We start from the raw sequence: 19903 nt of genomic DNA, 5'->3' as shown, positions 1-19903 counted from the left end.
CGACCGGTCCGCCGTACGACGCGCAGCAGGTTTTTGACGTGCCCGAAATGAATCATGCCATAGAAACACATCGATCAGGCGCGCAGCTGAGCGGAAAATACCCCTTAATTCAAGGCCTTGCCGGCACCGCGGCGCGCCAGCGCCCCCAGCACGGCCGCCGCGACGGGCGCCGCGTGCTCGCCCCCGGTCGCCTCCGAACGGCTGACGAACAAGGCGACGGCCAGCCGGTGCGCCTGGCCCGGCACGCTGTGCGGCTCCAGCCAGCCGGTGAACCACACCGTGGCCAGCGCGCCGTCGCCCACGGGCGCCGTCCCCGTCTTGCCGGACAGGCCCCGCCGGATGCCGGCCAGCGCGGGCGCGCGGAAGGCGCCGGACGCCGTGCCCACGTCGACGACACCCTTCATGCCGGCGCGGATGCGGTCCAGGCGCACGTCCAGCGCCGGTCCGGCGGCGGGCTGCGCCGCCACGCCGTCGAGCTCCGCCAGCAGGCGCGGGACGATCACGCGCCCCTGCCCGACGGCGCCCGCCACGAGCGCCATCTGCAGCGGTGTCGCCTGCATGCGCAACCCGATCGCCATCTGCCGCAGCTCGTGGCGCGTGTGGACGGGGTCGATACCGGCGGGCGTCCACTGCAAGGCATCCCACGCGGACCATGCATAGTCGGCCGGCAGCAGGCCGCCGTCGAGACGCAGCGCCTGGCCGAAGCCCAGCCGGCGCGCCATCGCGACGATGGGACGGACCGGATCGAGCGCGCCCGGCGTCAACGGCTGCAGGTCGGGCACGCCGCCGTCGGGCCGGCCGAGCAGGCTTTGATCCGACAACTCGCCCGTCCACGCGAACCACGTGTTCAGGCTGTACGTCAATGCCTGCGCGAGGCCCAGGCGGCCGTCGTGCGCGCGCCGGTCCAGGCCCTGGTCGCGGAAATTCGTGATCCTGGCGCGGCCGTCGACGGGGTAGGTCGGCGCGTCCGTGCGGAAGGCGTAGCCGCGCTCGCGCGCCACGGCATTGATGCCGGCCAGCGGCAGGCCGTCCAGCAGGGCGTCCAGCTGGCGGTCGGACCGTGCGGCCAGTTCCAGGCCGAGGGCGCTGACGATCTTGAACGTCGATCCCGGCGCGCGCTCGGCGCCGCCGTCGTGCTGCAGCGCGGGCAGCCGCAGCGGGCTCGCGGCCGGGTCGATGCGGTCGAAATCGCGCGCTTCCTTCCAGTTGGCGGCGTCCACGGCCGGCATGCCCGCGCCGGCCAGCGCGAGGATCGCGCCCGTCTCCGTGTCGAGCAGGACGACCCCCGCCTGCCGGCCGGCCGGCGCCAAGCCGCCGCCGCTGCATGCCGCGCCATCCCAGCGGCCGCGGCGCATGGCGACGCAGTCGAGCGCCGCCTGCGCGGCCGTCTGCAGGCCGGCGTCCAGCGTGAGGCGCGCCGCGTGATGGCCGCCCGGCAGCCGGCCCAGCATCGCGGCGACACTTCCCGGCTGGTTGGCGCGCACGCCCAGCAGGGTCGAGAGACCGGCCGCGCGCGCGCCTTCCGTCGGGGCGCCGTCGCGCCACAGCGGGATGCCGGTGCGGTCGGCCAGCGCCACGTCGGCCAGCGGTGCCGGCGGACGCGCCGTGGACGGGGCCAGCGCCTGCCACGCGAGGCGGCCGTCGCGCACGACGAGGTGACGGTAGCGCGCATCGCCAGGCGTGGCCAGCGCATCCAGCGCCAACGGGTCGGCGTCCAGCACGATCTCGGTGGCGCCGGCGTCAAGCAGCAGGTCGAGCACCTGCACCTCGTCGGGCGCGCGGCATGCGCGGCCGTCGCAGCCGGGTTGCGGCTCGCCCCGCAGCCGCGCACCCGACACATGGCGCAGGCGGCCGGCGAGCATCAGCCGGATGCTGTCGCCCGCGCGCGCCGGGGCCGCGAGCAACAAGCGCAAACGCGCCGCGCCGCCGGCCGCCGGCCACGCGCCGACGCGCTGCCACGCCGCCCAACCCTGCGGCAGGCGCGCGAACAGGCGCGCGCCGAGCGGGGGCATATCGTCCGCCAACGGCACGGGCGCCATCGACGCGCCCTGCACGACTTCCGCGCGCCACGTGCCCGCCACGTTGACGGCGTCGGCGCTGCGCACGCGCCACGCGAGGAGGCGGCGCTCGGCATTGAAGATGCGCACCTGCTCGCGCACGAAATCGCCGTCGGCGCGGCGGTACAGGCGTTCCAGCAGGCGCAGCGCGTCGCCGTCGAGCGCGACGCCATCCCAAGGCGTCTTGCCGGCCGCGCGCCACGCGGCGAGGTCGGGCGGGGCCAGCTCCGCCAGCCCGTTGCTGCCCAGGCGCACGAGGCCCCGTGCGCTCAGCAGATCGAACAGCTGCTCGTCTTCCAGCGCGGCGGCGGGCAGCGACGGCACGCGGTAGTCGCCCGGCGCCAGCACCGCCTCGACGGCCGGCCCCTGCGCCGGCAGCGCGACGACGAGGGCGCGCTGTTCCGGCGCCGGCCGGTACAGCTGCACGACGAGCTCACCGGCCGGCGGGCACGCGCCGCCTGCGCGCCGCTGCAGGCGCAAGGCGCCCCCCTGCCACGTCAGCCAGCCGTCGCCGCGCAGCGCTGGCGTTCCACCGGCCGTCCACCACTGCGCCCGGCCTTCCCAGCGCACACGCAAGTCGGACCCGGCGCGGCCGTCGACCGTCACGCGCGGCATCGCCTGGTCGGCCAGCAGCACATTGCGCGGCGCCTCCAGGCCGGCCACGTCGGCGAAGGCCCAGCCGATGCGCAGCGGCAGCAGGCGCCCGGGGCGCGTGCGGTCGAGGAGCTGGTCGCACAGGTCGATGCGGTGCACGGGACCGGCGCGCATGCCGGACAGGATGAGCAGCGAGTCCAGGCCGCGCGTGCGCACCGATGCGCCCGGCGCTTCCGGCACGGTGAACGCGAAGCCCGGCAGCACGGACTGGAAGCGCGCGGCGCCATCGCCGGACGGCGTCGTCCCGGCCGCCGCCAGCCAGCGCGCGTGCACGATGATGAGCACGGCGCCCGCCGCGGCCAGCAGCACGCTTGCGGCCGTGAGCCAGCGCAGCGGCGCCGGGCCGAGCAGGTGTGTCCGCGTGCGTGCCGGCGCCTGCGTGCGCGTGCCGGCACGCAGGTTGCGCGCGCGCCGCCAGCGCGTCCGGTTGGCCGCGACGGCCGTGACGAGCGCTCCGATCATCGTTGTCTCTCCCTCGATGTGTCCGTCCGCGCTTAGCGGGGGGCGACGCAAACGCGCGGCGCGCCGGTCGCGCTTTTGCGCGCTTCATCCCGCGTTTTTTGCGGTCCGTCGCACGCCGCTGGAGACCCGGAAGGCCCGCGGCTACAGTACACACATCGACAACGCACCCACCCCGAGGAGAACATCATGAACGTCATCAAACACATGGAAGCCGCCTTCCTGGTCGCACTGAGCCTGGCCGCCGCCGGCAGCGTCGCCATCGACAGCATGAAACCCGCACTAGCCGGCACCCAGACCTACGCGACGGCCGCCGGCATCCCCGTCGTGCACGTCACCGCCAAGCGTTTGAGCCCGGTCGAGAAACAGCAGCTGCTGGCGCTGGAACGCGTGCGGAGCCGCGCATGACGTGCACCCGGACGGCCGCGCGCGCACGCCGCCGTCCGCCGCTTTACAGAGTGTCTCGACGTAATCGTTTCAGATGTCAGCATGTGCTTCATCGGCTGAATTGACAGGCAGAGCGCGCTATATTGGTCGCATCCGAAGCCCGGATTGGAGACCAACATGAAACGCCTCGCTCTCGCCGCCCTCATCGCCCTCGGCGCCGCCGCCGCACCCCTGCCTTCGATGGCTTACAGCAATGTCAGCCTCTACATCGGTACCGCCCCGCCGGCTCCGCTGTACGAACGCATCCCCGCGCCGCGCTACGGTCATGTATGGGCGCCCGGCCACTGGGAATGGAACGGCTACCGCCACGTATGGGCGCCGGGTTTCTGGATTGCCGAACGCCCGGGCTATGTCTACCGTGCACCGGCCTGGTATCAGGGCAATGGCGGGTGGTATATGCAGCCCGCGGCCTGGACGCCGTACGGCCCCGACCGCGACCGCGACGGCGTGCCCGACCGCTTCGAGCGCCGTTATGACCGCGGCTACGACCGCGGCTATGTCAACGACCGGCCCTATTACCGCGACCGCGACCGCGACGGCATCCCCGACCGCTACGAACACCACGGCCGGCGCTGGGACGAAGACCGCGACGGCGTACCGAACCGCTACGACCGCGATCGCGACGGCGACGGCGTGCCGAACCGCTGGGATCGCCGGCCGGACAATCCTTACCGCCGCTGATGCAGCCGAGACACAGCACCGCCTCGGTGCTGTTTTTCTTTCCGGCTACAGTATTTGTGAAAAGCAGGTATCCTCCCGGCATGAACGACTTTCCCGATCTGGAACGGATCGCCTACAAGGCCGAGCGGGCGGCCAGCGTCCGCCTGGCCCGCGCCGAAGGGCTGTCCGCCGCCGACGCGCTGCGCCGCACGCTGGAACTGGCGGCGGGCGCCAAGGGCCTTGCCGCCCTGGTCGAGCTGCGCACCGGCATGCTGGCCGCGCAGGCGGCCCGCGACGCCGCCCGTGCTTTCGCCAACGCTGCCATTCAAGCCCGCCACGACGGTCAACCCGGCGCGTGGCGCGGCTGGTTCGACGGCTCCGCCAAGCCGAACCCGGGCCGCTGCGGCATCGGCGTCCGGCTCGACGGCCCCGGCGGCGTCCAGGTGGAGCTGGCCGAACCGGCCGGTCACGGCAACAGCAGCGAAGCGGAATACCGCGCCCTGATCGCGCTGCTGGAAGCGGCCGTCGCCCACGGCGCGTGCGGCTTGACGATCTACGGCGACAGCCGGGTCGTGATCGACGACGTCAACGGCCCGGACCTGTACGCCGCGCCCGCGCTGGCCGTCTACCGCGCCCGCGTGCACGCGCTGCTGGCAAACGTGCCCGGCGTGCATTTGCGCTGGGTGCCGCGCCACAAGAACACCGGGGCCGACGCGCTGTCGCAGCGCGCGCTCGCACCCCCCTCCTTCGATGAAACCGATGCAAGCAACGAACTCCACACGCCATCCTGAACTCGACGCCTGGCCGGCGCGCCTGGCGGAACTGGCCGCCGCCGCGCTGGCCGAACAAGCCCCTGACGGCGCCCACGACCTGAACCACTTCGAACGAGTCTGGCGCAATGCCCAGGCGCTGCTGGCACAGTATCCGCAGGCGGATGCGCTCGTCGTGCTGGCGGCCTGCTACCTGCACGACCTCGTCAACGTGCCGAAAGACGACCCGCGCCGCAGCAGCGCCTCGCGCCTGTCGGCCGGGCTGGCGAGCGAACGGCTGGCCGCGCTCGGCTTCCCGGCGGAGAAAATCCCCGCCGTCGCCCACGCGATCGAGGCCCACAGCTTTTCCGCCGGCGTGCCGGCGACGACCCTGGAAGCGCGCATCGTGCAGGACGCCGACCGCCTGGACGGTCTCGGCGCCGTCGGCCTCGCGCGCATGTTCTACATCGCCGGCCGCATGGGCAGCGCCCTCGCCCACGGCAGCGATCCGCTCGCGCAAGACCGCCCGCTGGACGACAGATCGTATTCGCTCGACCACATCGAAGCGAAACTTGCGCGCCTGCCGGGCATGATGCAGACGGAGGCCGGCAGGCAGCTGGCCGAGGCGCGGCTGGCCACCTTGACGGACTTCCGCAACGCGTTCGCCGCCGAGTGGAGCGGCACGCCACACAGGTGAGTCCGACCGGGCCGTCAATGTTGTCGGCCCGGCAATCGGTGCTACCATAGGCGTTTTCCGAATCGTGACGGGAAGGCCATGACCAGCAGCGCGACTCTTGCCAGGACGCCGTCCGGCAACCTGAATTTCGTCCTCATCTGCGTGTTCGTCGACATGCTCGGCATCGGCCTCATCGTGCCCGTGCTGCCGGGCCTCGTGGGCGAATTCGTCGCCAACCGCGAGCAGCAGGCGCTGTGGTACGGCGTGCTGGGCGCCACGTTCGGGCTGATGCAATTCCTGTTCATGCCGATGGTCGGCGCGCTGTCCGACCGCATCGGGCGCCGCCCCGTGCTGCTGTATTCGATGGGCGGCATGTGCATCAACTTCCTCGCCACCGCGTGGGCGCCGAACCTCGCCTGCCTGTTCATCGGGCGCGTCATCGGCGGGGCATCGTCGGCCAGCATGTCGGTGGCGTCGGCGTATGCGTCGGACGTGTCGACGCCGGAGAACCGCGCGAAAAGCTTCGGCAAGATCGGCGCCGCGTTCGGCTTCGGCTTCATCTGCGGCCCGATCCTGGGCGGCCTGCTCGGCAACATGGGGCTGCACCTGCCGTTCTACGTGGCGGCCGCGCTGTCGGCCGCGAATTTCATCTACGGCTGGGTCGCCGTGCCGGAATCGCTGCCGCGCGAGCGCCGCGCGCCGTTCCAGTGGGCGCGCATCAATCCGTTCGGCGCCCTGCTGCGCCTCGCGCGCCGCACCGATATCCGCGGCCTGATCATCGTCTACACGCTCGTCTCGTTCGCCCAGATGATGCTGCAGACGACATGGGTCCTGTACACGACGTTCCGCTTCGACTGGACGCCGCGCGACAACGGCGTCGCCCTGTTCTGCGTGGGCGTGTGCTCGATCGTCGTGCAGGCGGGACTGCTCGCGCCGCTGATCCGGCGTTTCGGCGAAGTGCGGCTGTCGCTGATCGGCCTGTCGTCCGGCGCCGTGACCTACTTCCTCTATGCGATCGCGACGCATGGCTGGATGATGTACGTGTTCATCCTGTGCAACCTGCTGTCGTTCGCGGCGGGGCCGGCGCTGCAGGGCATCCTGTCGAAGTCGTCGTCGAGCCGCGAACAGGGCGAGCTGATGGGCTCGCTGCAATCGATCAGCAGCATCGGCCTCGTCGTCATGCCCCTCGTCGGCACCGTGCTGCTGGGCGCCGCAAGCCACCTGCCGCCGCTGGACTGGCGCGTCGGCGGGCCGTTCTTCCTGTGCGCGGCGATGCAGGCCGCGGCGCTGCTCGTCGCGCACCGCTACTTCCGCAGCCACGGCATACCGGAGACGGCACCGGCCGCCGAGAAGGCGTGACGATCGCCGCGCCCGTACTGCTGGCGGTGCTGGGCGCGGCGCTGCTGCACGCGAGCTGGAACACACTGCTCAAGCGCCGCGGCGAACCGCTGCTGGCGGCCGTGCTCATCGCGGCCGGATCGGCCGTGGCCGCGATCGTCCTGCTGCCCTTCCTTGCGGCGCCGGCGCGCGCGAGCTGGGGTTTCATCGCGGCGTCCAGCGTCGTGCAGACGATCTACTATCTGCTGCTCATCGAGACCTACCGCGACGGCCAGGTCAGCCACGCCTATCCGCTAATGCGCGGCTGCGCGCCGTTGCTGGTCGCGCTCGTCAACGGTCCGCTGACGGGCGACCGGCTGAGTGTCGGCCAGTGGTGCGCGATGCTGATGATCTGCGGCGGCGTGCTGGGCCAGTGGCTCGTCGCGCGTGCGGCGCCCGCGTCCGGCGCACGCCGCACGACCGTGTTCGCGCTGCTGACGGCCGGCGTGATCGCGGCCTATACGCTGATCGACGGCCAGGGCGTGCGCCGCTCCGGCGCGCCGGCCGCGTACACGCTATGGATCTTCCTGCTGACGGGCGTGTTCGTGTGCGCCTGGACGGCCCGCGGCCGCGTACGGGCCCTCGCCGCGTTCGCGCGCGCGAACCCGCTCGTGGCGCCGCTGGGCGGCCTCGCGTCGGCCGGTTCGTACGGCATCGCGCTGTGGGCGATGACGCGGGCCCCGGTCGCAGCGGTGGCGGCGCTGCGCGAGACGTCGATTCTGTTCGCGACGGCGATCGCCGCCGTCGTCCTGCGCGAACCCGTCGGCCGCGCGCGCCTGGCGGCCGTCGCGCTGATCGCCTGCGGCGCGGTGGCGATGCGGCTGGCCTGAAAACCGGGGTCAGGGCCCGTTTTTTGGCAATTGCTCAAAAACGGGCTCTGACCCCGGTTTAGAGCTTCATTTCGTCCTTGCCGAGCGCTGCAGGTGCTTGCCGGGCGTGGGCGGAACACGCCGCGGCGATGGCGGCGGCGAGCAAGGTCAGGCGGAATGGCGTTATCACGATACGCATGTCAGAATGGCAAACACGGGGCGGCCGCCATTGTCCACTGGATTGCGCGCCCTTTGTTGCCCTTGCGCAAATATTTTTGATATGCATAACCGTCGGCGACCCCGCGGTTTTGCCTTCGCGAACGCCCGTGCCGCTATAATGGCGCGTCTTCATGTCGAGGTTTACCGTGTCCGATCGCCTTAAAGTCCTGCCCCAGTATCTGCTGCCGAAGCGGCGCCTCACGACTTTCGCCGGCCGCGTGGCCGGTGCCAAGGGCGGCACGGTCACGACGCGGATGATCCGCTGGTTCGTCGCAAAGTACGGCGTGAACATGGCGGAAGCCGAGAATCCGGACATCGCCAGCTACAAGAGTTTCAACGACTTCTTTACCCGGCCGCTGAAAGCCGGCGCGCGTCCGCTGGCCGATGCCGATTTCGTCTGCCCCGTCGACGGCGCCATCAGCCAGTTCGGCGCCATCGACGACCATCACATCCTGCAAGCGAAAGGCCACCGCTTCACGACGACGGAACTGGTCGGCGGCGACGCCTCGCTGGCCGGACAATTCCGCCACGGCTGCTTCGCCAATCTGTACCTGTCGCCCAAGGATTACCACCGCCTGCACATGCCGTGCGACGGCAAGCTGACCCGCATGATCTACGTCCCGGGCGCCCTGTTCTCCGTCAATCCGACGACGGCGCGCGGCGTCCCGAACCTGTTCGCGCGCAACGAGCGCGTCGTCTGCGTGTTCGAGTCGCCCGAGCACGGCCCGTTCGTGATGGTGCTCGTGGGCGCGACGATCGTCGGCAGCATGGCGACCGTCTGGCATGGCGTGGTGAATCCGCCCCGCATGCAAAAGGTCACGGAATGGACGTACACGGACCGCGACATCGTCCTGAAAAAAGGCGAAGAGATGGGCCGCTTCCTGCTCGGTTCGACGATCGTCATGCTCTTCCCTCCGAACACGATCCGCTTCAACCCAGACTGGGCCCCCGAGCGCCCCGTGCGCCTGGGCGAGATGATGGGCAACCGCCCGGCTTGATCCCCCAAGCAAAAAGATGTTGTACTGACAAGCCCTTCATGTCAGCATGGCGTTTCCTTTTCCCGGAGGCAAACCATGGATGACAAGCGCCCGCCCGTTCCCGATGTCGTGACCACTCTCGCTGCGCAGCAGGACATGCGCGAGGCTTACCTGGGCGGCGCGCCCGGCCTGTTCGTGTCCGGCGCCGTCTGGGCGGTCGCCGGCCTCGTGTGCCTGTGGCGCTCGCCGCAGACGGCCGTCTGGGCGCTGTATGCGGGCGGCGTGCTGATCCACCCGCTGTCCGTGCTGCTGACCCGCCTCCTCGGCCGCTCGGGCCGCCACGCGAGCGGCAATCCCCTCGGCATGCTCGCCTTCGCGACGACGATCTGGATGATCCTGATGCTGTTCCTGGCCTACGGCATCGCGCTGTGGCGCATCGAGCTGTTCTTCCCCGCGATGTTGTTCATCATCGGCGGGCGCTACCTGACCTTCGCGACGCTGTTCGGCGGAAAGGTATTCTGGGTGTGCGGCGCGGTGCTGGCAGCGGCGGGCTATGGCCTGGCCACGCAGCACGCGGCGCCGGCCGCCGGGGCGTTCGCCGGATCCGTCATCGAGATCGTGTTCGGCGGCATCGTCCTGGCGGCGATGCGCGGCACCCGGGGCACCGCGCGCGTATCCGCCTGAACGCTCAGGCGGCTTTCTCCCGGTTCTTGCAGAACATCTCCTCCAGCATGTCGAGGAACGCCCGCGTCTTCGCGGGCATGAGGCGCCGCCCCGGGAACACGGCCCAGCCGGTCGAGACCGGCATATCCCACTCCGGCAACACGCGCACCAGCTGGCCTCGTTGCACGTGTTTCGCCACGATGAAATCCGTGCTCGCCGCGATGCCGGCCCCGCTGCAGGCGATCTTCGCCAGCAGCTGAGGCGAATTGGCCGTCAGGCGCGCCGTCAGCGCCTTTTCCCAGCGCACTTTGCCGCGCAGCAAAACCCACGGCACCGCCCCGCCCGTACGGCTGAGGACGCACAGCAGGTCGTGCCGCAGCAGATCGTCCGGCTGTTCCGGCAGGCCGCGCTGCGCGATATACGATGGCGCCGCGTACAGGCCAAACTGCTGCATCGCGATACGGCGCGCGGCCAGCGTCGAATCTTCCGGCAGGTCGCCCATGCGGATCGCGATGTCGAAGTTTTCCGCGACGAGATCGACACGCCGCGGCGACAGGTCCAGTTCCAGCGACACGGCCGGATAGCGGTCCATGAATGCCGGAATCATCTCCGCCATGACGACGTTGGCGAAATCCTGCGGCATCGAAATGCGCAGCTTGCCGCTGGGCGCGGCCTGGCGGTGCTGGGCCAGCGCGCCGGCCGCGTCCACTTCCTCCGCCACCTTGCGCGCGTGTTCCAGCAGGCTCGCGCCGAACTCCGTCAGCATCAGGCGGCGCGTCGTCCGCTGCAGCAGGCGCTCGCCCACGCTCGCCTCCAGCAACGCGATGCGACGCGACACGGTCGACTTGGGCAAGTCCAGGCGCTGTGCCGCCATGCTGAAACTGCCGGCCTCGACGATACGCGCGAACAGCAGCAGGTCGTTCGGTTCGACATCCATAGATTGTTCCATTGGTTGAATAATGTTATCCATTCTATCGCCTTCCGCACGATATATGGAACCGCTAAAGTGTCTACATCGAAACACCAACCGACACGAAGGAAGACACCATGAACATCCTGCAGATCAACTCGAGCTTGCGCGGCACCCAATCCGAATCGACCCGTGTGGCCAATGTGATCGTCGCGAAAGTGGCCGCCGCCAATCCGGGCGCAACCGTCACCGTGCGCGACCTGGGCGCGAACCCGCATCCGGTGCTGGACGAAGCGGCGCTGGGCGCCCTGTTCACCCCGGCCGACCAGCGCACGGCCGAACAGGCCGCCCGCGTGGCCCTGGACGACGCCCTGATCGCGGAAGCGCAAGCGGCCGACGTGATCGTGCTCGGCGCGCCGATGTACAACTTCGGCATGCCGATCCAGCTGAAAGCCTGGTTCGACGCCATCGCCCGCGCCGGCGTGACGTTCCGCTACACGGAGACCGGTCCGGAAGGCCTGCTCAAGAACAAGAAGGTGTACGTCGCCACGTCGCGCGGCGGCATCTACCCGGCGGACGCCGACCCGCAAGTGCCGCACATCCGCATGCTGCTGAACTTCCTGGGCATGACGGACCACCAGTTCATCTATTCGGCAGGCCTGGCGATGGGTCCGGAAGCGGCCGCCAAGGGGCAGGCCGAGGCGGACGCCGCCGTCGCAGCATTGGCTTGAATATCGACATTGCGTCAAGGAGAGAGATCATGACCCAGCAAGTGCAAACCCAAACCGTGGCCACGAGCCGCGGCGTTGAACGCCTGGTCGGTGGCCAGTTCGTGATGGACGGCGCAGGCGTCAAGATCAACCGTGTCCTGACGCAACCGCTGCAGCGCCGCCTCGATCCGTTCCTGATGCTGGACGCGTTCGGCAGCGACAAGGCGGGCGACTACATCGCCGGCTTCCCGGAACACCCGCACCGCGGCTTCGAGACCGTCACCTACATGCTCGAAGGCCGCATGCGCCACCGCGACAGCGCCGGCCATGAGGGTTCGATCACGAACGGCGGTGTCCAGTGGATGACGGCCGGCCGCGGCGTGGTCCACTCGGAAATGCCGGAACAGAACGAAGGCTTGATGGAAGGCTTCCAGCTGTGGCTCAACCTGGCCGCGAAGGACAAGATGAGCGCACCGTGGTACCGCGACATCCCGGCCGAGGATGTGCCGCGCTTCACGCTGGATTCCGGCGCCACCGTGCAGGTGATCGCCGGCAGCACGCACGGCGTCGACGGTGCCGTGCAGCGCGACGTGACGCAGCCGCTGTACCTGGACATCGAGCTCCCGGCCGGCGCCATGTTCGAGCAGCCGCTGCCCGCCGGGCACAACGCGTTCCTGTACGTGTTCCGCGGCGAGGTCGTCGTCGAAGGCAAAGGCGTGCCGCAGGCCCGCATGGCCATCCTCGACAATGCGCCGCTTGCCGACGGCGTGCGCATCAAGGCGGCGCAGCCGTCGCGCCTGCTGCTCATCGCAGGCAAGCCGCTGAACGAGCCGATCGCGCAATACGGCCCGTTCGTGATGAATACGCAGGCCGAGGTGGTCCAGGCCGTCGAGGATTTCCGCAACGGGAAGTTCACGGACAGCACCGCCGCTTCGGCAGCGTGATCGCTTAAGTTTCCCGCGCGGGCAGACCGTCTCTCCGACGGTCTCCCGCGCGTTTCCATTTCTTGGTCTACACTAGCGGGCATCGCACTCCGCCGTTCATCACGATGCCGCTGCTCCCCGTCCTGTCGTCCCTGCTGTCCCGCGCCAGCCGCGCCCTCGGCCTGGAAAGCGTCGACGCCTTCCCGCCCGGCCACCGCTACGCCCGCACGCGCTGGGACCGCGCCTATTTCGACATCGCCTCCGACCTCACGCCGGAGCAGATGGAGACGGCGATCTGTGAAGCCATCGCCAACACGCCCACCGTCTTCGCCCACATCACGCACCCGACGCCGCGCATGCAGCGCGCGCTGCTCGCCGTCATCCACGCGCGTCTGCGCCGGGGCAGCGTCGCGCCGACCGACCTCGTCGCCATGCTGATCGATGCCTGCGGCAGCCCGCACACGCCGGAAGCCGTGCCCGGCCTGCGCGCCGCGCTGGCATCGACGGAGGGCTACGACCCGTCGATGCGCATCGCCCACCTGCAAGCCTGGCTGGCCGACATGCCGGCCGCCTTCGACGTCATCGAGGCGCCGGCGCGGGTGCGGGGCTGAGCGCGGACTCCCACCGTGCGCGCAGCCGCATGAACGGCGTCTCGACGAGCACGAACAACAGCCAGCCGCCCGCCAGCGACGCCAGCATGCATGCGGCGATCGTCGCCGCATCCTCCGCCCCGTGGCCCGCCTGCGCCATGCGCGCCGCGACGAGCATACTGACGGATCTGTGCGTCAGGTAGATCGCGTACGACCACCGCGCAAGGCTGGCCGCGCCCGGCACGCGCACGCGGTGCAGCAGAGAACCGGGCGCCAGCGCGGCCAGGATCAGCAGGGCACAACCGAAGGCCAGAAGTGGATAGCCCGCGACAGTCTGCGCGAATCCGTAACGATCGTCGAGGAACCACGCGAACGTGCCGCCGACGACGGCCGTGCCGGCGGCAAGCAGCGCATTGCCGCGCGCGAGGATGCGCCGCCACGGGCCGGGCGCGCGGTTCTCGAGCAGCGCCAGCGCGACACCCGCCAGCAATTCGTCGCAGCGGCACCAGCTCGAATAGTAGATGTATTGATAGTAGTACCCCAGCCAGTTCGGCGCGTGCCGGCCGTCGTGCCAGATCGTCGCCCGGGTCAGCATGCCGGCCGCGACGGCCAGCAGCAGCGCGCACCACGCCCAGCGCAGGCGCACGCCGCCTCGCCCAAGCGCGCTGCCGATGACGGCGGCGACGGGCAGCAGCAGGTAGAACTGTTCCTCGATGCACAGCGACCATGCATGCGTGAATGCTGTCCCCGGCTGCAGGTGGATGTTCTGCGTGAACGTCAGGTACTGCCACAGCGGCAACATGGGCGCGTCGCCGCGCCAGGCCGGCCACAGCGCGTACAGGGCCAGCACGACCCAGAAACCGGGGAGCGTGCGCAGCAGCCGCCGCCGGTAAAACCCGGCCAGGCCAAACCGCGGGGCGGCACCGGACGCCGCGACGATCTGGTTGCCGATCAGGTAGCCGGACAGCGCGAAAAACAGGTCGACGCCCGCCCATCCCATCGTCCCGGCCCACCCGAATGTCGGTGCGTCGCTGACGAACAAGGTGTAGTGATGCAGCACGACGAGCGCTACCGCGAGGGCGCGCAAGGTGTCGAGGCCGTGGATCCGGGGCGCATTTCCCGTATTGACGCCGTCCATATTGGCATTCTTCTACGAAACCCGCCGATGATGCCACGCACCGGGCCGGCACGCTACAATGCCCGTATTCTTTCTTCTTGGAACACGACGCATGATCCCCGCCAGCCAGCTGCATTTTAAATCCGTCAACTACACCGGCCAGGGCCCCGGCCCCAAAGTCATCATCATGGGCGCCACGCACGGCAACGAAAAATGCGGCACCCAGGCCATCCAGCGGATCATGGCGGAGATCGACGCCGGCACCTTGCCGATCGCGAACGGCAGCGTGACCTTCGTCCCCATCGTCAACCCGAAGGCCTATGCGCAGAACACGCGCTCGGGCGACCGCAACCTGAACCGCGACCTGTCGCCGAAAGCGGAGCCGCACGACTTCGAAGACCACGTCGCCAACTGGCTGTGCCCGCTGCTGGCGCAGCACGACGTCCTGCTCGACCTGCACTCGTTCAACGCCGCCCACGGCGAGCCGTTCGTGATGGTCGGCCCCCTCGACAACGACGGCCCGCTGGAACCGTTCGCGCACATGCGCGCGGAGCGCGCGCTGGCGCGCCGCCTGGGCGTGCGCCGCTTCGTCACCGGCTGGATGGCCGCGTACGGCGGCGGCGTGCAACGCCGGTCGCGCGGCAATGCGCAAGAACTGCAGACGGTGCTGCGCTACGGCATGGGCACGACGGAATACATGCGCAGCACGGGCGGCTATGCGCTGACCCTCGAATGCGGGCAGCACCTCGACCCGCGCGCGCCGGACGTCGCCTACACGGCCATCATGAACACGCTCGCCTTCCTCAAGATCATCGATGCGCCGGAACCGCAGCCGGTGCCGTTCGACCACATGGAAGCGCTGCAGATGGTCGTCGTGCACGACAAGCTGGACGCCGGCGACCGCTTCACGCGCCAGTGGGCCAGCTTCGACCCCGTCGCGGAAGGCGAACAGATCGGTGTCCGCGCGGACGGCACGCCCGTCGTCGCGGAATTCGCGGGTCGCATCCTGTTCCCGGACGCGAACGCCGCGCCGAACCACGAGTGGTACTACCTCACGCGGCCGAATCCCGCGTTCGGGCGCGAATAAGCGGGCGGGTAAGCGGGCGGGTAAGCGGGCGGGTAAGCGGGACGGCGGCATGACGGCCTGCGGCGCGGCCAGGACGATGCTAGTATGGCTGGCACCGTCCACCACGCCGCTCGCCGGGAGTACCGCCATGACGCCGAACACCCTCCTGCTCATCCTGAGCATCCACGCACTGGCCCTGATCTCGCCCGGTCCCGACTTCGCCGTCGTAACGCGCACCGCCATCGTGTCCGGCCGACGCGCCGGCCTGTGGGCCGCGGCCGGCGTGGCGACGGCGATCGGCGTTTATGTGCTGATCTCCGTCCTCGGCATGTCGCTCGTGCTGGCCGCGCTGCCGGGCCTGTCGCGTATCCTGGCCGTCGTCGGCGCGCTGTACCTCGCCTGGCTCGGCATCCAATGCCTGCGCTCGAAGGGCCAGTTGCCGGACGCGCGGGCGGCGCAGGCCGGCCGCAAGACCTTCGTCAGCGGCTTCCTCACGAACCTCCTCAATCCGAAGGCCATGCTGTACTTCGGCTCCGTGCTGTCCCAGGCATTGAAGCCGGGCCTGGCCGCCACCGACGTCGCGCTCCTCTGGACCCTGCTCGTCGCCGAATCGCTGCTGTGGTTTGCGCTGGTGGCGCTGCTGTTCTCGTCGCGTCCGGTGCTGGCCTGGCTGCGGGCGCGCCTCGTCTGGCTCGACCGGGCCGTGGGCGCCGTGTTGCTCGTGCTGGCCGCCAAGGTGTCGGTCCTGGCCGTACGCTGATCCGCTCATCCGCTCATCCGCTCACTCGGCCCGCAATCCGTCGGCACCGCGCGCGCGGCGGACCAGCTGCAGGTTGCGCAGGTAGATCGCGACGCCGAGGCCTTGCCCTGCGACGAAGACCGGATCGCGCCGGTGCACTGCGTAGACGAGCAACACGAGCGCGCCGAGGATGCTCAGGTACCAGAACGATACGGGAATCACGCTGCGCCGATGGCGTTCGCTGGCCAGCCACTGGATCACGAAGCGGCCCATGAACACGGCCTGTCCGACAAAGCCCAGCAGCAGCCACCAGTCGTCGTCAGCCATCGTTCCTCCATCGCTGTGCCCGCCGGACCAGCCGCGCCACCCACCACGCCATCGTTGCGCGCGATGGCGGCGCCTGGGCCGCGTAAGGCGCCTCCCTGGCGAAGATCAACCTGCCCAGGCAGCCAATCTCCCAGGCGCCCCACGCCAGACAGACTGCCGCGACCACGCGCTGCGCGGGCAGCACGGCGGGGATGCCGATGTGCCGGCTCACCAGCAGGCTTGCCGTCACGGCCATCAGCACCGCGCCGGCCAGCAAGCCGCCCCGCCCCGCCGTCTGCCAACGCCAGCGCGCCTGCAGCGCCAGGCCGGACCAGGCGCCCAGCCAGCCGCCCAGCATGCCCCACAACACGTCGAGCGGCCAATGCACGCCGAGCATGATGCGCGACAGCCCGACGAGCGACGCGAGCGCGAACAGCAATCCCTTCCACCATCGCCGGCCCTCGGCACCCATGATCCAGATGCCTGCCAGCGCGAACGCGGCCGCGGCGTGTCCGGACGGGAACGACACGCGCTTGTAGGCCGGCCCCGCCAGATGAAAATCCCATGGGGCCAATACGGACAGCGGCCGCGGCACGTCGACGAACTCCTTCGTGGCCTGGGTCCAGAGGCCGGCGACGACGCCCGCCAGCAGCGCCGCCCAGAACTGCCGCGGCGCGCGCCGGATGCAGGGCAGCACGAGCGCCAGCGCCATCGCACCGTCGCCCAGCATGGTGAGGTGGAACCAGGCAAGGTCGCCGAGGGCGTGGCCGCGATGGTTCAGCCACAGGAACAGCGGACGGTTGCTGCCGGTCGCGAGGATGGCGGCGACCAGCGCCAGCGCCACGGCGGGCGGGAACCAGGCCCAGGGGGAGCGTAGAGAGGCCGGCATCGCGCGCTCACCCGTCGATGCGCACCAGCAGCACGCCGCCCTCGCGGAACAGCACACGCAGTGGCGGCAGGCTGTCCAGGGCGTCGCTGCGCGTCAGGATGACGTCGCCCGCGCGCGGCGCGCCGGCCGCCGGCGTGATCGCCGCGCGGTAAACGGAAAAGCTGGGTGCGTTGATACGCCAGCTGCGCACGGGCCACCCGGCCTGGCGGGCGAGGAGCGCGGCCCGCTTGACGGGGCCTTGCTGGAGCTCCGCCACGGCGGGCAGCACCAGCCCGACCAGCGCGTAGGCGCAAATCAGCGCGGCCGCGACCAGGCGCGGCCAGGGTCCGGCGCGCCGCCTGTCAGGCCACAGCGCCAGCAACAGGATGGCGGCAACCACCGCCAGGGCCTGTGCCGCCCACGCTTCATCGAACACGCCGTCCCCGGACAGCGCCTCGCGCACGTACGCGTTGCGCGCGCCCGAGGCAACGTGGTCCAGCACGAACGGCAAGGCCGCGACCGCGACCGCCAGCGACAGCGCAGGCAACAGGGCGAGCACGCGGTTGCGCAACGCGCCGCGCCGGCGCGCCATCAGGATGAACAGCGGCGTCGCGCCGTACAAAAGATAGTGCGGCAACTTGGTGCCCGCCAGCGTGAAAAAGGCGAACACGAACAGGAACCAGCACCACAGCAGCGTATCGAGCGGCGACGCACGCAAGCGCCGCAGCCCGGGGAGCGTGGCCAGCAGCAGACTCGTGTACGGCAGCGCGAGCAGCGCCAGCGCCGGCAGGTAGTAGAAGACGCCGCCCGCATGGCCCTGCAGTGGAGCGAGGAAGCGCTCCACGTTGTGGCGCATGAAGAAACCGGCCAGGAAGGCGTCGCCGCGGCGCGCGTATTCCAGCATGTACCACGGCGCCGCGACGCCAAGCAGGATCGCCCAGCCGACCGGGTCGCGCGCGGCGCGCCACCATCCGGCCATCCGGCCCTGCAGCAGGAACGCGATGGCGCCCGCCGCGCCCGGGATCAGCAGCGCGACGGGACCCTTGGTCAGCACGCCCAGCCCGATCCAGAGAAAGGCGCGGCGGCGCCAGCGCGGGCGCGGATCGACCAGTTCGCGGTAGACGTCGAACATCGCCAGCGCGAGAAACAGATTCAGCAGCGCGTCGGCGATCGCGCCGCGGCCGATCACGATGACGCCGGCGCTCGTGGCCGCGATGAAGGCGGCCGCGCGCGCGGTATCGCGGTCGATGGCGCGGCGCGCGAACGCGTAAATGGCGGCGATCCACGCCGTGGCCGCGAACGCGGACGGCAGCCGCAGCGCGAACTCGTCGAGGCCGAGCAGGCGCACGGACGCCGCCTGCAGCCAGTACGTCAGGATCGGCTTGTCGAAGCGCGGCTGGCCGTTCAGCCAGGTCGACACGTAGTCGCCGCTGGCGAGCATTTCGCGCGTCGCCTCGCCGAAGGCGCCCTCGTCCACGTCGAACAGGGGCACCGCGCCCAGGCCGTAAAACAGGCCGAGCCAGACGGCGCCCGCGAGCAGCAGCGGCCACGCCCACGGCACCGGCGCGGCCCGCACCCCCGGCCCGCGGCCGTCCGCCTCTGGCGTGTTCGCGAGGGCCGCGTCGGACCGGACGCGTGCCGCGCTCATGGCCGCTCCCGCGCCGCGCGCGGCCGCCGATGGGAAGGCGCATCGTCGTCGACGCCGCCCACGGTTTCGCGCACGAGGTACGCCGGCGCGCCGGCCGCCTCGAACCACGTGCGGGCGAGCATTTCCGTCAGGATGCCCGTGCAGACGAATTGCGCGCCGATGACGACGAGCAGGATACCGAGCAGCAGCAGGGGCCGGCCCGCGATGGCGGCGCCCTCGCCCAGCTTGACCCAGCTGAGCCACGCCAGCACGAGCAGGCCCGAGCCGCCGCAGGCCAGTCCGATGCGCCCGAAGAAGTGGCCGGGGCTGGCGCGGAAGCGCACGAAGAACGCCATCGTGAGCAGGTCCAGCAAGACTTTTACGCCGCGCGCCAGGCCATAGGCGCCGTATTTCGACCGGCCGTGGCGGCGCGGAAAGTGGCTCACTTCTTCCTCGGCGATGCGATCGAGCGACGTCAAGGTGGCCATCCAGCTCGGGATGAAACGGTGCATTTCGCCGTAGAGGCGCACCCGGCGCAGGACGGCGGCGCGATAGACCTTGAGCGTGCAACCGTAGTCGTGCAGCGGGACGCCCGTCAGCAGGCCGATGAGGCGATTGCCCAGCCGCGACGGCAGCCGGCGCAGCAGCCCGTCGCGGCGCGCGCGGCGCCAGCCCACCAGCAGGTCGAGGTCGTCGTCGAGCAGGCGGCGCACCATGCGCACGATGTCGTGGGGATTGTTCTGCAGGTCGCCGTCCAGCGTGGCGATGACCGTGCCGCGCGCGAGGTCGATCCCGGCCTGCATGGCCGCCGTCTGGCCGAAGCCGCGCCGCAGGATCGCGCCGCTGACGTGCGTGGGACTCGCGGCCACGGCCTCGCGGATGCGGGCGCTGGTGCCGTCGCGGCTGCCGTCGTCGACGAGGATCAGTTGCCACGGCCACGGCGAGCCGGCCAGTGCGGCCTGCACCTGGGTGGTCAGCGGCAGCACGTTGTCTTCCTCGTCGCGCAGCGGCACGACGACGGACAGGAAGTGGCCGTCGCCGCCCGGCGGGGCGGCGGGCCGGGCGACGTGCGAACCTCCGGACTCATGCATGGCGCGCCTCCCGTCGGTCCGCGGGGGCATTCCGGACCGGCATCGCGATGAAGACCATCATTCCGTTCTCCTTGTCGGCGCCGGCCGCACGGGCTGGCAGCGGTATCTTGGCGCGCGGACGGGATGCGACGACGATGCACGTCAAACGTGCGCGGGTACGCGGCCGTTGTCGGATCGAGACGCAACGCGGCAGGCGTGCGCAACGGGTG

Annotated in this window: 21 protein-coding genes; 13 read left to right on the top strand and 8 right to left on the bottom strand. The window is 70.5% G+C overall.

The features are described from left to right. Positions 1-104 precede the first annotated feature (104 nt). Positions 105-3173, bottom strand: a complete 3069-nt coding sequence (locus BVG12_RS32350; protein ID WP_075795992.1) for a penicillin-binding transpeptidase domain-containing protein — start codon at positions 3171-3173, stop codon at positions 105-107. Between the two features lie 186 nt (positions 3174-3359). Here BVG12_RS32350 and BVG12_RS32345 point away from each other — a divergent pair, with 186 nt between their 5' ends. From BVG12_RS32345 to BVG12_RS32320, 6 genes are all read left to right on the top strand, one after another. After that, positions 3360-3578, top strand: a complete 219-nt coding sequence (locus tag BVG12_RS32345) for a hypothetical protein (protein WP_075795991.1) — start codon at positions 3360-3362, stop codon at positions 3576-3578. A gap of 156 nt (positions 3579-3734) precedes the next feature. Further along, positions 3735-4298, top strand: coding sequence for a YXWGXW repeat-containing protein (locus BVG12_RS32340; protein ID WP_075795990.1), 564 nt, complete (start codon positions 3735-3737; stop codon positions 4296-4298). 80 nt (positions 4299-4378) lie between these two features. After that, positions 4379-5068, top strand: a complete 690-nt coding sequence (locus tag BVG12_RS32335) for a ribonuclease HI family protein (protein WP_075795989.1) — start codon at positions 4379-4381, stop codon at positions 5066-5068. Then, on the top strand, positions 5037-5723 hold the full coding sequence (locus BVG12_RS32330; RefSeq protein WP_156895799.1) for an HD domain-containing protein: 687 nt from the start codon (positions 5037-5039) through the stop codon (positions 5721-5723). The genes BVG12_RS32335 and BVG12_RS32330 overlap by 32 nt, the downstream gene beginning before the upstream one ends. Before the next feature lie 78 nt (positions 5724-5801). Further along, positions 5802-7061, top strand: a complete 1260-nt coding sequence (locus BVG12_RS32325) for an MFS transporter (RefSeq protein ID WP_075795987.1) — start codon at positions 5802-5804, stop codon at positions 7059-7061. Further along, on the top strand, positions 7058-7909 hold the full coding sequence (locus BVG12_RS32320) for an EamA family transporter (RefSeq protein ID WP_229503773.1): 852 nt from the start codon (positions 7058-7060) through the stop codon (positions 7907-7909). Before BVG12_RS32325 ends, BVG12_RS32320 begins: the two co-directional genes overlap by 4 nt. 58 nt (positions 7910-7967) lie before the next feature. Here the strand turns inward: BVG12_RS32320 and BVG12_RS34390 are convergent, their stop codons facing one another. Beyond that, the gene (locus BVG12_RS34390; RefSeq protein ID WP_156895798.1) at positions 7968-8240 is read right to left on the bottom strand and encodes a hypothetical protein; all 273 of its coding nucleotides are present in this window, start codon (positions 8238-8240) and stop codon (positions 7968-7970) included. A gap of 13 nt (positions 8241-8253) precedes the next feature. Here BVG12_RS34390 and asd point away from each other — a divergent pair, with 13 nt between their 5' ends. Beyond that, positions 8254-9105 carry an archaetidylserine decarboxylase gene (gene asd / locus BVG12_RS32315; RefSeq protein ID WP_075796700.1) on the top strand — a complete coding sequence of 284 codons (852 nt, stop codon included), beginning with the start codon at positions 8254-8256 and terminating at the stop codon, positions 9103-9105. Positions 9106-9180: 75 nt separating this feature from the next. Then, positions 9181-9768 (top strand): DUF7010 family protein, encoded by a 588-nt coding sequence (locus tag BVG12_RS32310; RefSeq protein WP_075795986.1) that lies wholly within the window; start codon positions 9181-9183, stop codon positions 9766-9768. Positions 9769-9772: 4 nt separating this feature from the next. Here BVG12_RS32310 and BVG12_RS32305 read toward each other — a convergent pair whose 3' ends face one another. Then, positions 9773-10684 (bottom strand): LysR family transcriptional regulator, encoded by a 912-nt coding sequence (locus BVG12_RS32305; protein ID WP_075795985.1) that lies wholly within the window; start codon positions 10682-10684, stop codon positions 9773-9775. A gap of 110 nt (positions 10685-10794) precedes the next feature. Here BVG12_RS32305 and BVG12_RS32300 point away from each other — a divergent pair, with 110 nt between their 5' ends. From BVG12_RS32300 to BVG12_RS32290, 3 genes are all read left to right on the top strand, one after another. Then, a complete protein-coding gene (locus BVG12_RS32300) occupies positions 10795-11388 on the top strand; it encodes an FMN-dependent NADH-azoreductase (RefSeq protein WP_075795984.1) in 594 nt (197 codons plus the stop codon). 29 nt (positions 11389-11417) lie between these two features. Beyond that, complete coding sequence (locus BVG12_RS32295; protein WP_075795983.1) at positions 11418-12311, top strand: pirin family protein; 894 nt, start codon at positions 11418-11420, stop codon at positions 12309-12311. 104 nt (positions 12312-12415) lie between these two features. Continuing rightward, a complete protein-coding gene (locus tag BVG12_RS32290) occupies positions 12416-12901 on the top strand; it encodes a hypothetical protein (RefSeq protein ID WP_156895797.1) in 486 nt (161 codons plus the stop codon). On the opposite strand, the gene BVG12_RS32285 is transcribed toward BVG12_RS32290, so the two are convergent. Then, complete coding sequence (locus BVG12_RS32285; protein WP_075795982.1) at positions 12870-14018, bottom strand: acyltransferase family protein; 1149 nt, start codon at positions 14016-14018, stop codon at positions 12870-12872. The two genes, BVG12_RS32290 and BVG12_RS32285, sit on opposite strands and share 32 nt — an antisense overlap. Positions 14019-14109: 91 nt before the next feature. Between BVG12_RS32285 and BVG12_RS32280 the strand changes: the two genes are divergently transcribed. After that, positions 14110-15084, top strand: a complete 975-nt coding sequence (locus tag BVG12_RS32280) for a succinylglutamate desuccinylase/aspartoacylase family protein (RefSeq protein ID WP_075795981.1) — start codon at positions 14110-14112, stop codon at positions 15082-15084. Between the two features lie 49 nt (positions 15085-15133). After that, positions 15134-15823 carry a LysE family translocator gene (locus tag BVG12_RS32275; protein WP_083685590.1) on the top strand — a complete coding sequence of 230 codons (690 nt, stop codon included), beginning with the start codon at positions 15134-15136 and terminating at the stop codon, positions 15821-15823. Between the two features lie 21 nt (positions 15824-15844). On the opposite strand, the gene BVG12_RS32270 is transcribed toward BVG12_RS32275, so the two are convergent. The 4 genes from BVG12_RS32270 to BVG12_RS32255 are packed head-to-tail and all read right to left on the bottom strand — an operon-like array spanning position 15845 to position 19694. Next, positions 15845-16129: a lipid-A-disaccharide synthase N-terminal domain-containing protein gene (locus tag BVG12_RS32270; protein WP_075795979.1), complete on the bottom strand. Its 285-nt coding sequence runs from the start codon at positions 16127-16129 to the stop codon at positions 15845-15847. Further along, positions 16122-16997: a phosphatase PAP2 family protein gene (locus tag BVG12_RS32265; RefSeq protein ID WP_083685589.1), complete on the bottom strand. Its 876-nt coding sequence runs from the start codon at positions 16995-16997 to the stop codon at positions 16122-16124. Before BVG12_RS32265 ends, BVG12_RS32270 begins: the two co-directional genes overlap by 8 nt. A gap of 7 nt (positions 16998-17004) precedes the next feature. Continuing rightward, positions 17005-18624 (bottom strand): ArnT family glycosyltransferase, encoded by a 1620-nt coding sequence (locus BVG12_RS32260; RefSeq protein WP_083685588.1) that lies wholly within the window; start codon positions 18622-18624, stop codon positions 17005-17007. Further along, positions 18621-19694 carry a glycosyltransferase family 2 protein gene (locus BVG12_RS32255; protein WP_075795977.1) on the bottom strand — a complete coding sequence of 358 codons (1074 nt, stop codon included), beginning with the start codon at positions 19692-19694 and terminating at the stop codon, positions 18621-18623. The genes BVG12_RS32260 and BVG12_RS32255 overlap by 4 nt, the downstream gene beginning before the upstream one ends. Positions 19695-19903 lie beyond the last annotated feature (209 nt).

The organism is Massilia putida (assembly GCF_001941825.1).
Taxonomy (GTDB): Bacteria; Pseudomonadota; Gammaproteobacteria; order Burkholderiales; family Burkholderiaceae_D; genus Telluria; species Telluria putida.
Note: the sequence above shows the minus strand (reverse complement) of the source record. Positions and strands in the feature narration are given on the sequence as shown.

What these genes read in the sequence shown, in the direction of transcription:
- BVG12_RS32350 (WP_075795992.1), bottom strand. Translation starts at nt 3,173, where the DNA reads ATGATCGGAGCGCTCGTCACGGCCGTCGCGGCCAACCGGACGCGCTGG.
- BVG12_RS32345 (WP_075795991.1), top strand. Translation starts at nt 3,360, where the DNA reads ATGAACGTCATCAAACACATGGAAGCCGCCTTCCTGGTCGCACTGAGC.
- BVG12_RS32340 (WP_075795990.1), top strand. Translation starts at nt 3,735, where the DNA reads ATGAAACGCCTCGCTCTCGCCGCCCTCATCGCCCTCGGCGCCGCCGCC.
- BVG12_RS32335 (WP_075795989.1), top strand. Translation starts at nt 4,379, where the DNA reads ATGAACGACTTTCCCGATCTGGAACGGATCGCCTACAAGGCCGAGCGG.
- BVG12_RS32330 (WP_156895799.1), top strand. Translation starts at nt 5,037, where the DNA reads ATGCAAGCAACGAACTCCACACGCCATCCTGAACTCGACGCCTGGCCG.
- BVG12_RS32325 (WP_075795987.1), top strand. Translation starts at nt 5,802, where the DNA reads ATGACCAGCAGCGCGACTCTTGCCAGGACGCCGTCCGGCAACCTGAAT.
- BVG12_RS34390 (WP_156895798.1), bottom strand. Translation starts at nt 8,240, where the DNA reads ATGAAGACGCGCCATTATAGCGGCACGGGCGTTCGCGAAGGCAAAACC.
- BVG12_RS32310 (WP_075795986.1), top strand. Translation starts at nt 9,181, where the DNA reads ATGGATGACAAGCGCCCGCCCGTTCCCGATGTCGTGACCACTCTCGCT.
- BVG12_RS32305 (WP_075795985.1), bottom strand. Translation starts at nt 10,684, where the DNA reads ATGGATGTCGAACCGAACGACCTGCTGCTGTTCGCGCGTATCGTCGAG.
- BVG12_RS32300 (WP_075795984.1), top strand. Translation starts at nt 10,795, where the DNA reads ATGAACATCCTGCAGATCAACTCGAGCTTGCGCGGCACCCAATCCGAA.
- BVG12_RS32295 (WP_075795983.1), top strand. Translation starts at nt 11,418, where the DNA reads ATGACCCAGCAAGTGCAAACCCAAACCGTGGCCACGAGCCGCGGCGTT.
- BVG12_RS32290 (WP_156895797.1), top strand. Translation starts at nt 12,416, where the DNA reads ATGCCGCTGCTCCCCGTCCTGTCGTCCCTGCTGTCCCGCGCCAGCCGC.
- BVG12_RS32285 (WP_075795982.1), bottom strand. Translation starts at nt 14,018, where the DNA reads ATGGACGGCGTCAATACGGGAAATGCGCCCCGGATCCACGGCCTCGAC.
- BVG12_RS32280 (WP_075795981.1), top strand. Translation starts at nt 14,110, where the DNA reads ATGATCCCCGCCAGCCAGCTGCATTTTAAATCCGTCAACTACACCGGC.
- BVG12_RS32275 (WP_083685590.1), top strand. Translation starts at nt 15,134, where the DNA reads ATGACGGCCTGCGGCGCGGCCAGGACGATGCTAGTATGGCTGGCACCG.
- BVG12_RS32270 (WP_075795979.1), bottom strand. Translation starts at nt 16,129, where the DNA reads ATGGCTGACGACGACTGGTGGCTGCTGCTGGGCTTTGTCGGACAGGCC.
- BVG12_RS32265 (WP_083685589.1), bottom strand. Translation starts at nt 16,997, where the DNA reads ATGCCGGCCTCTCTACGCTCCCCCTGGGCCTGGTTCCCGCCCGCCGTG.
- BVG12_RS32260 (WP_083685588.1), bottom strand. Translation starts at nt 18,624, where the DNA reads ATGAGCGCGGCACGCGTCCGGTCCGACGCGGCCCTCGCGAACACGCCA.
- BVG12_RS32255 (WP_075795977.1), bottom strand. Translation starts at nt 19,694, where the DNA reads ATGCATGAGTCCGGAGGTTCGCACGTCGCCCGGCCCGCCGCCCCGCCG.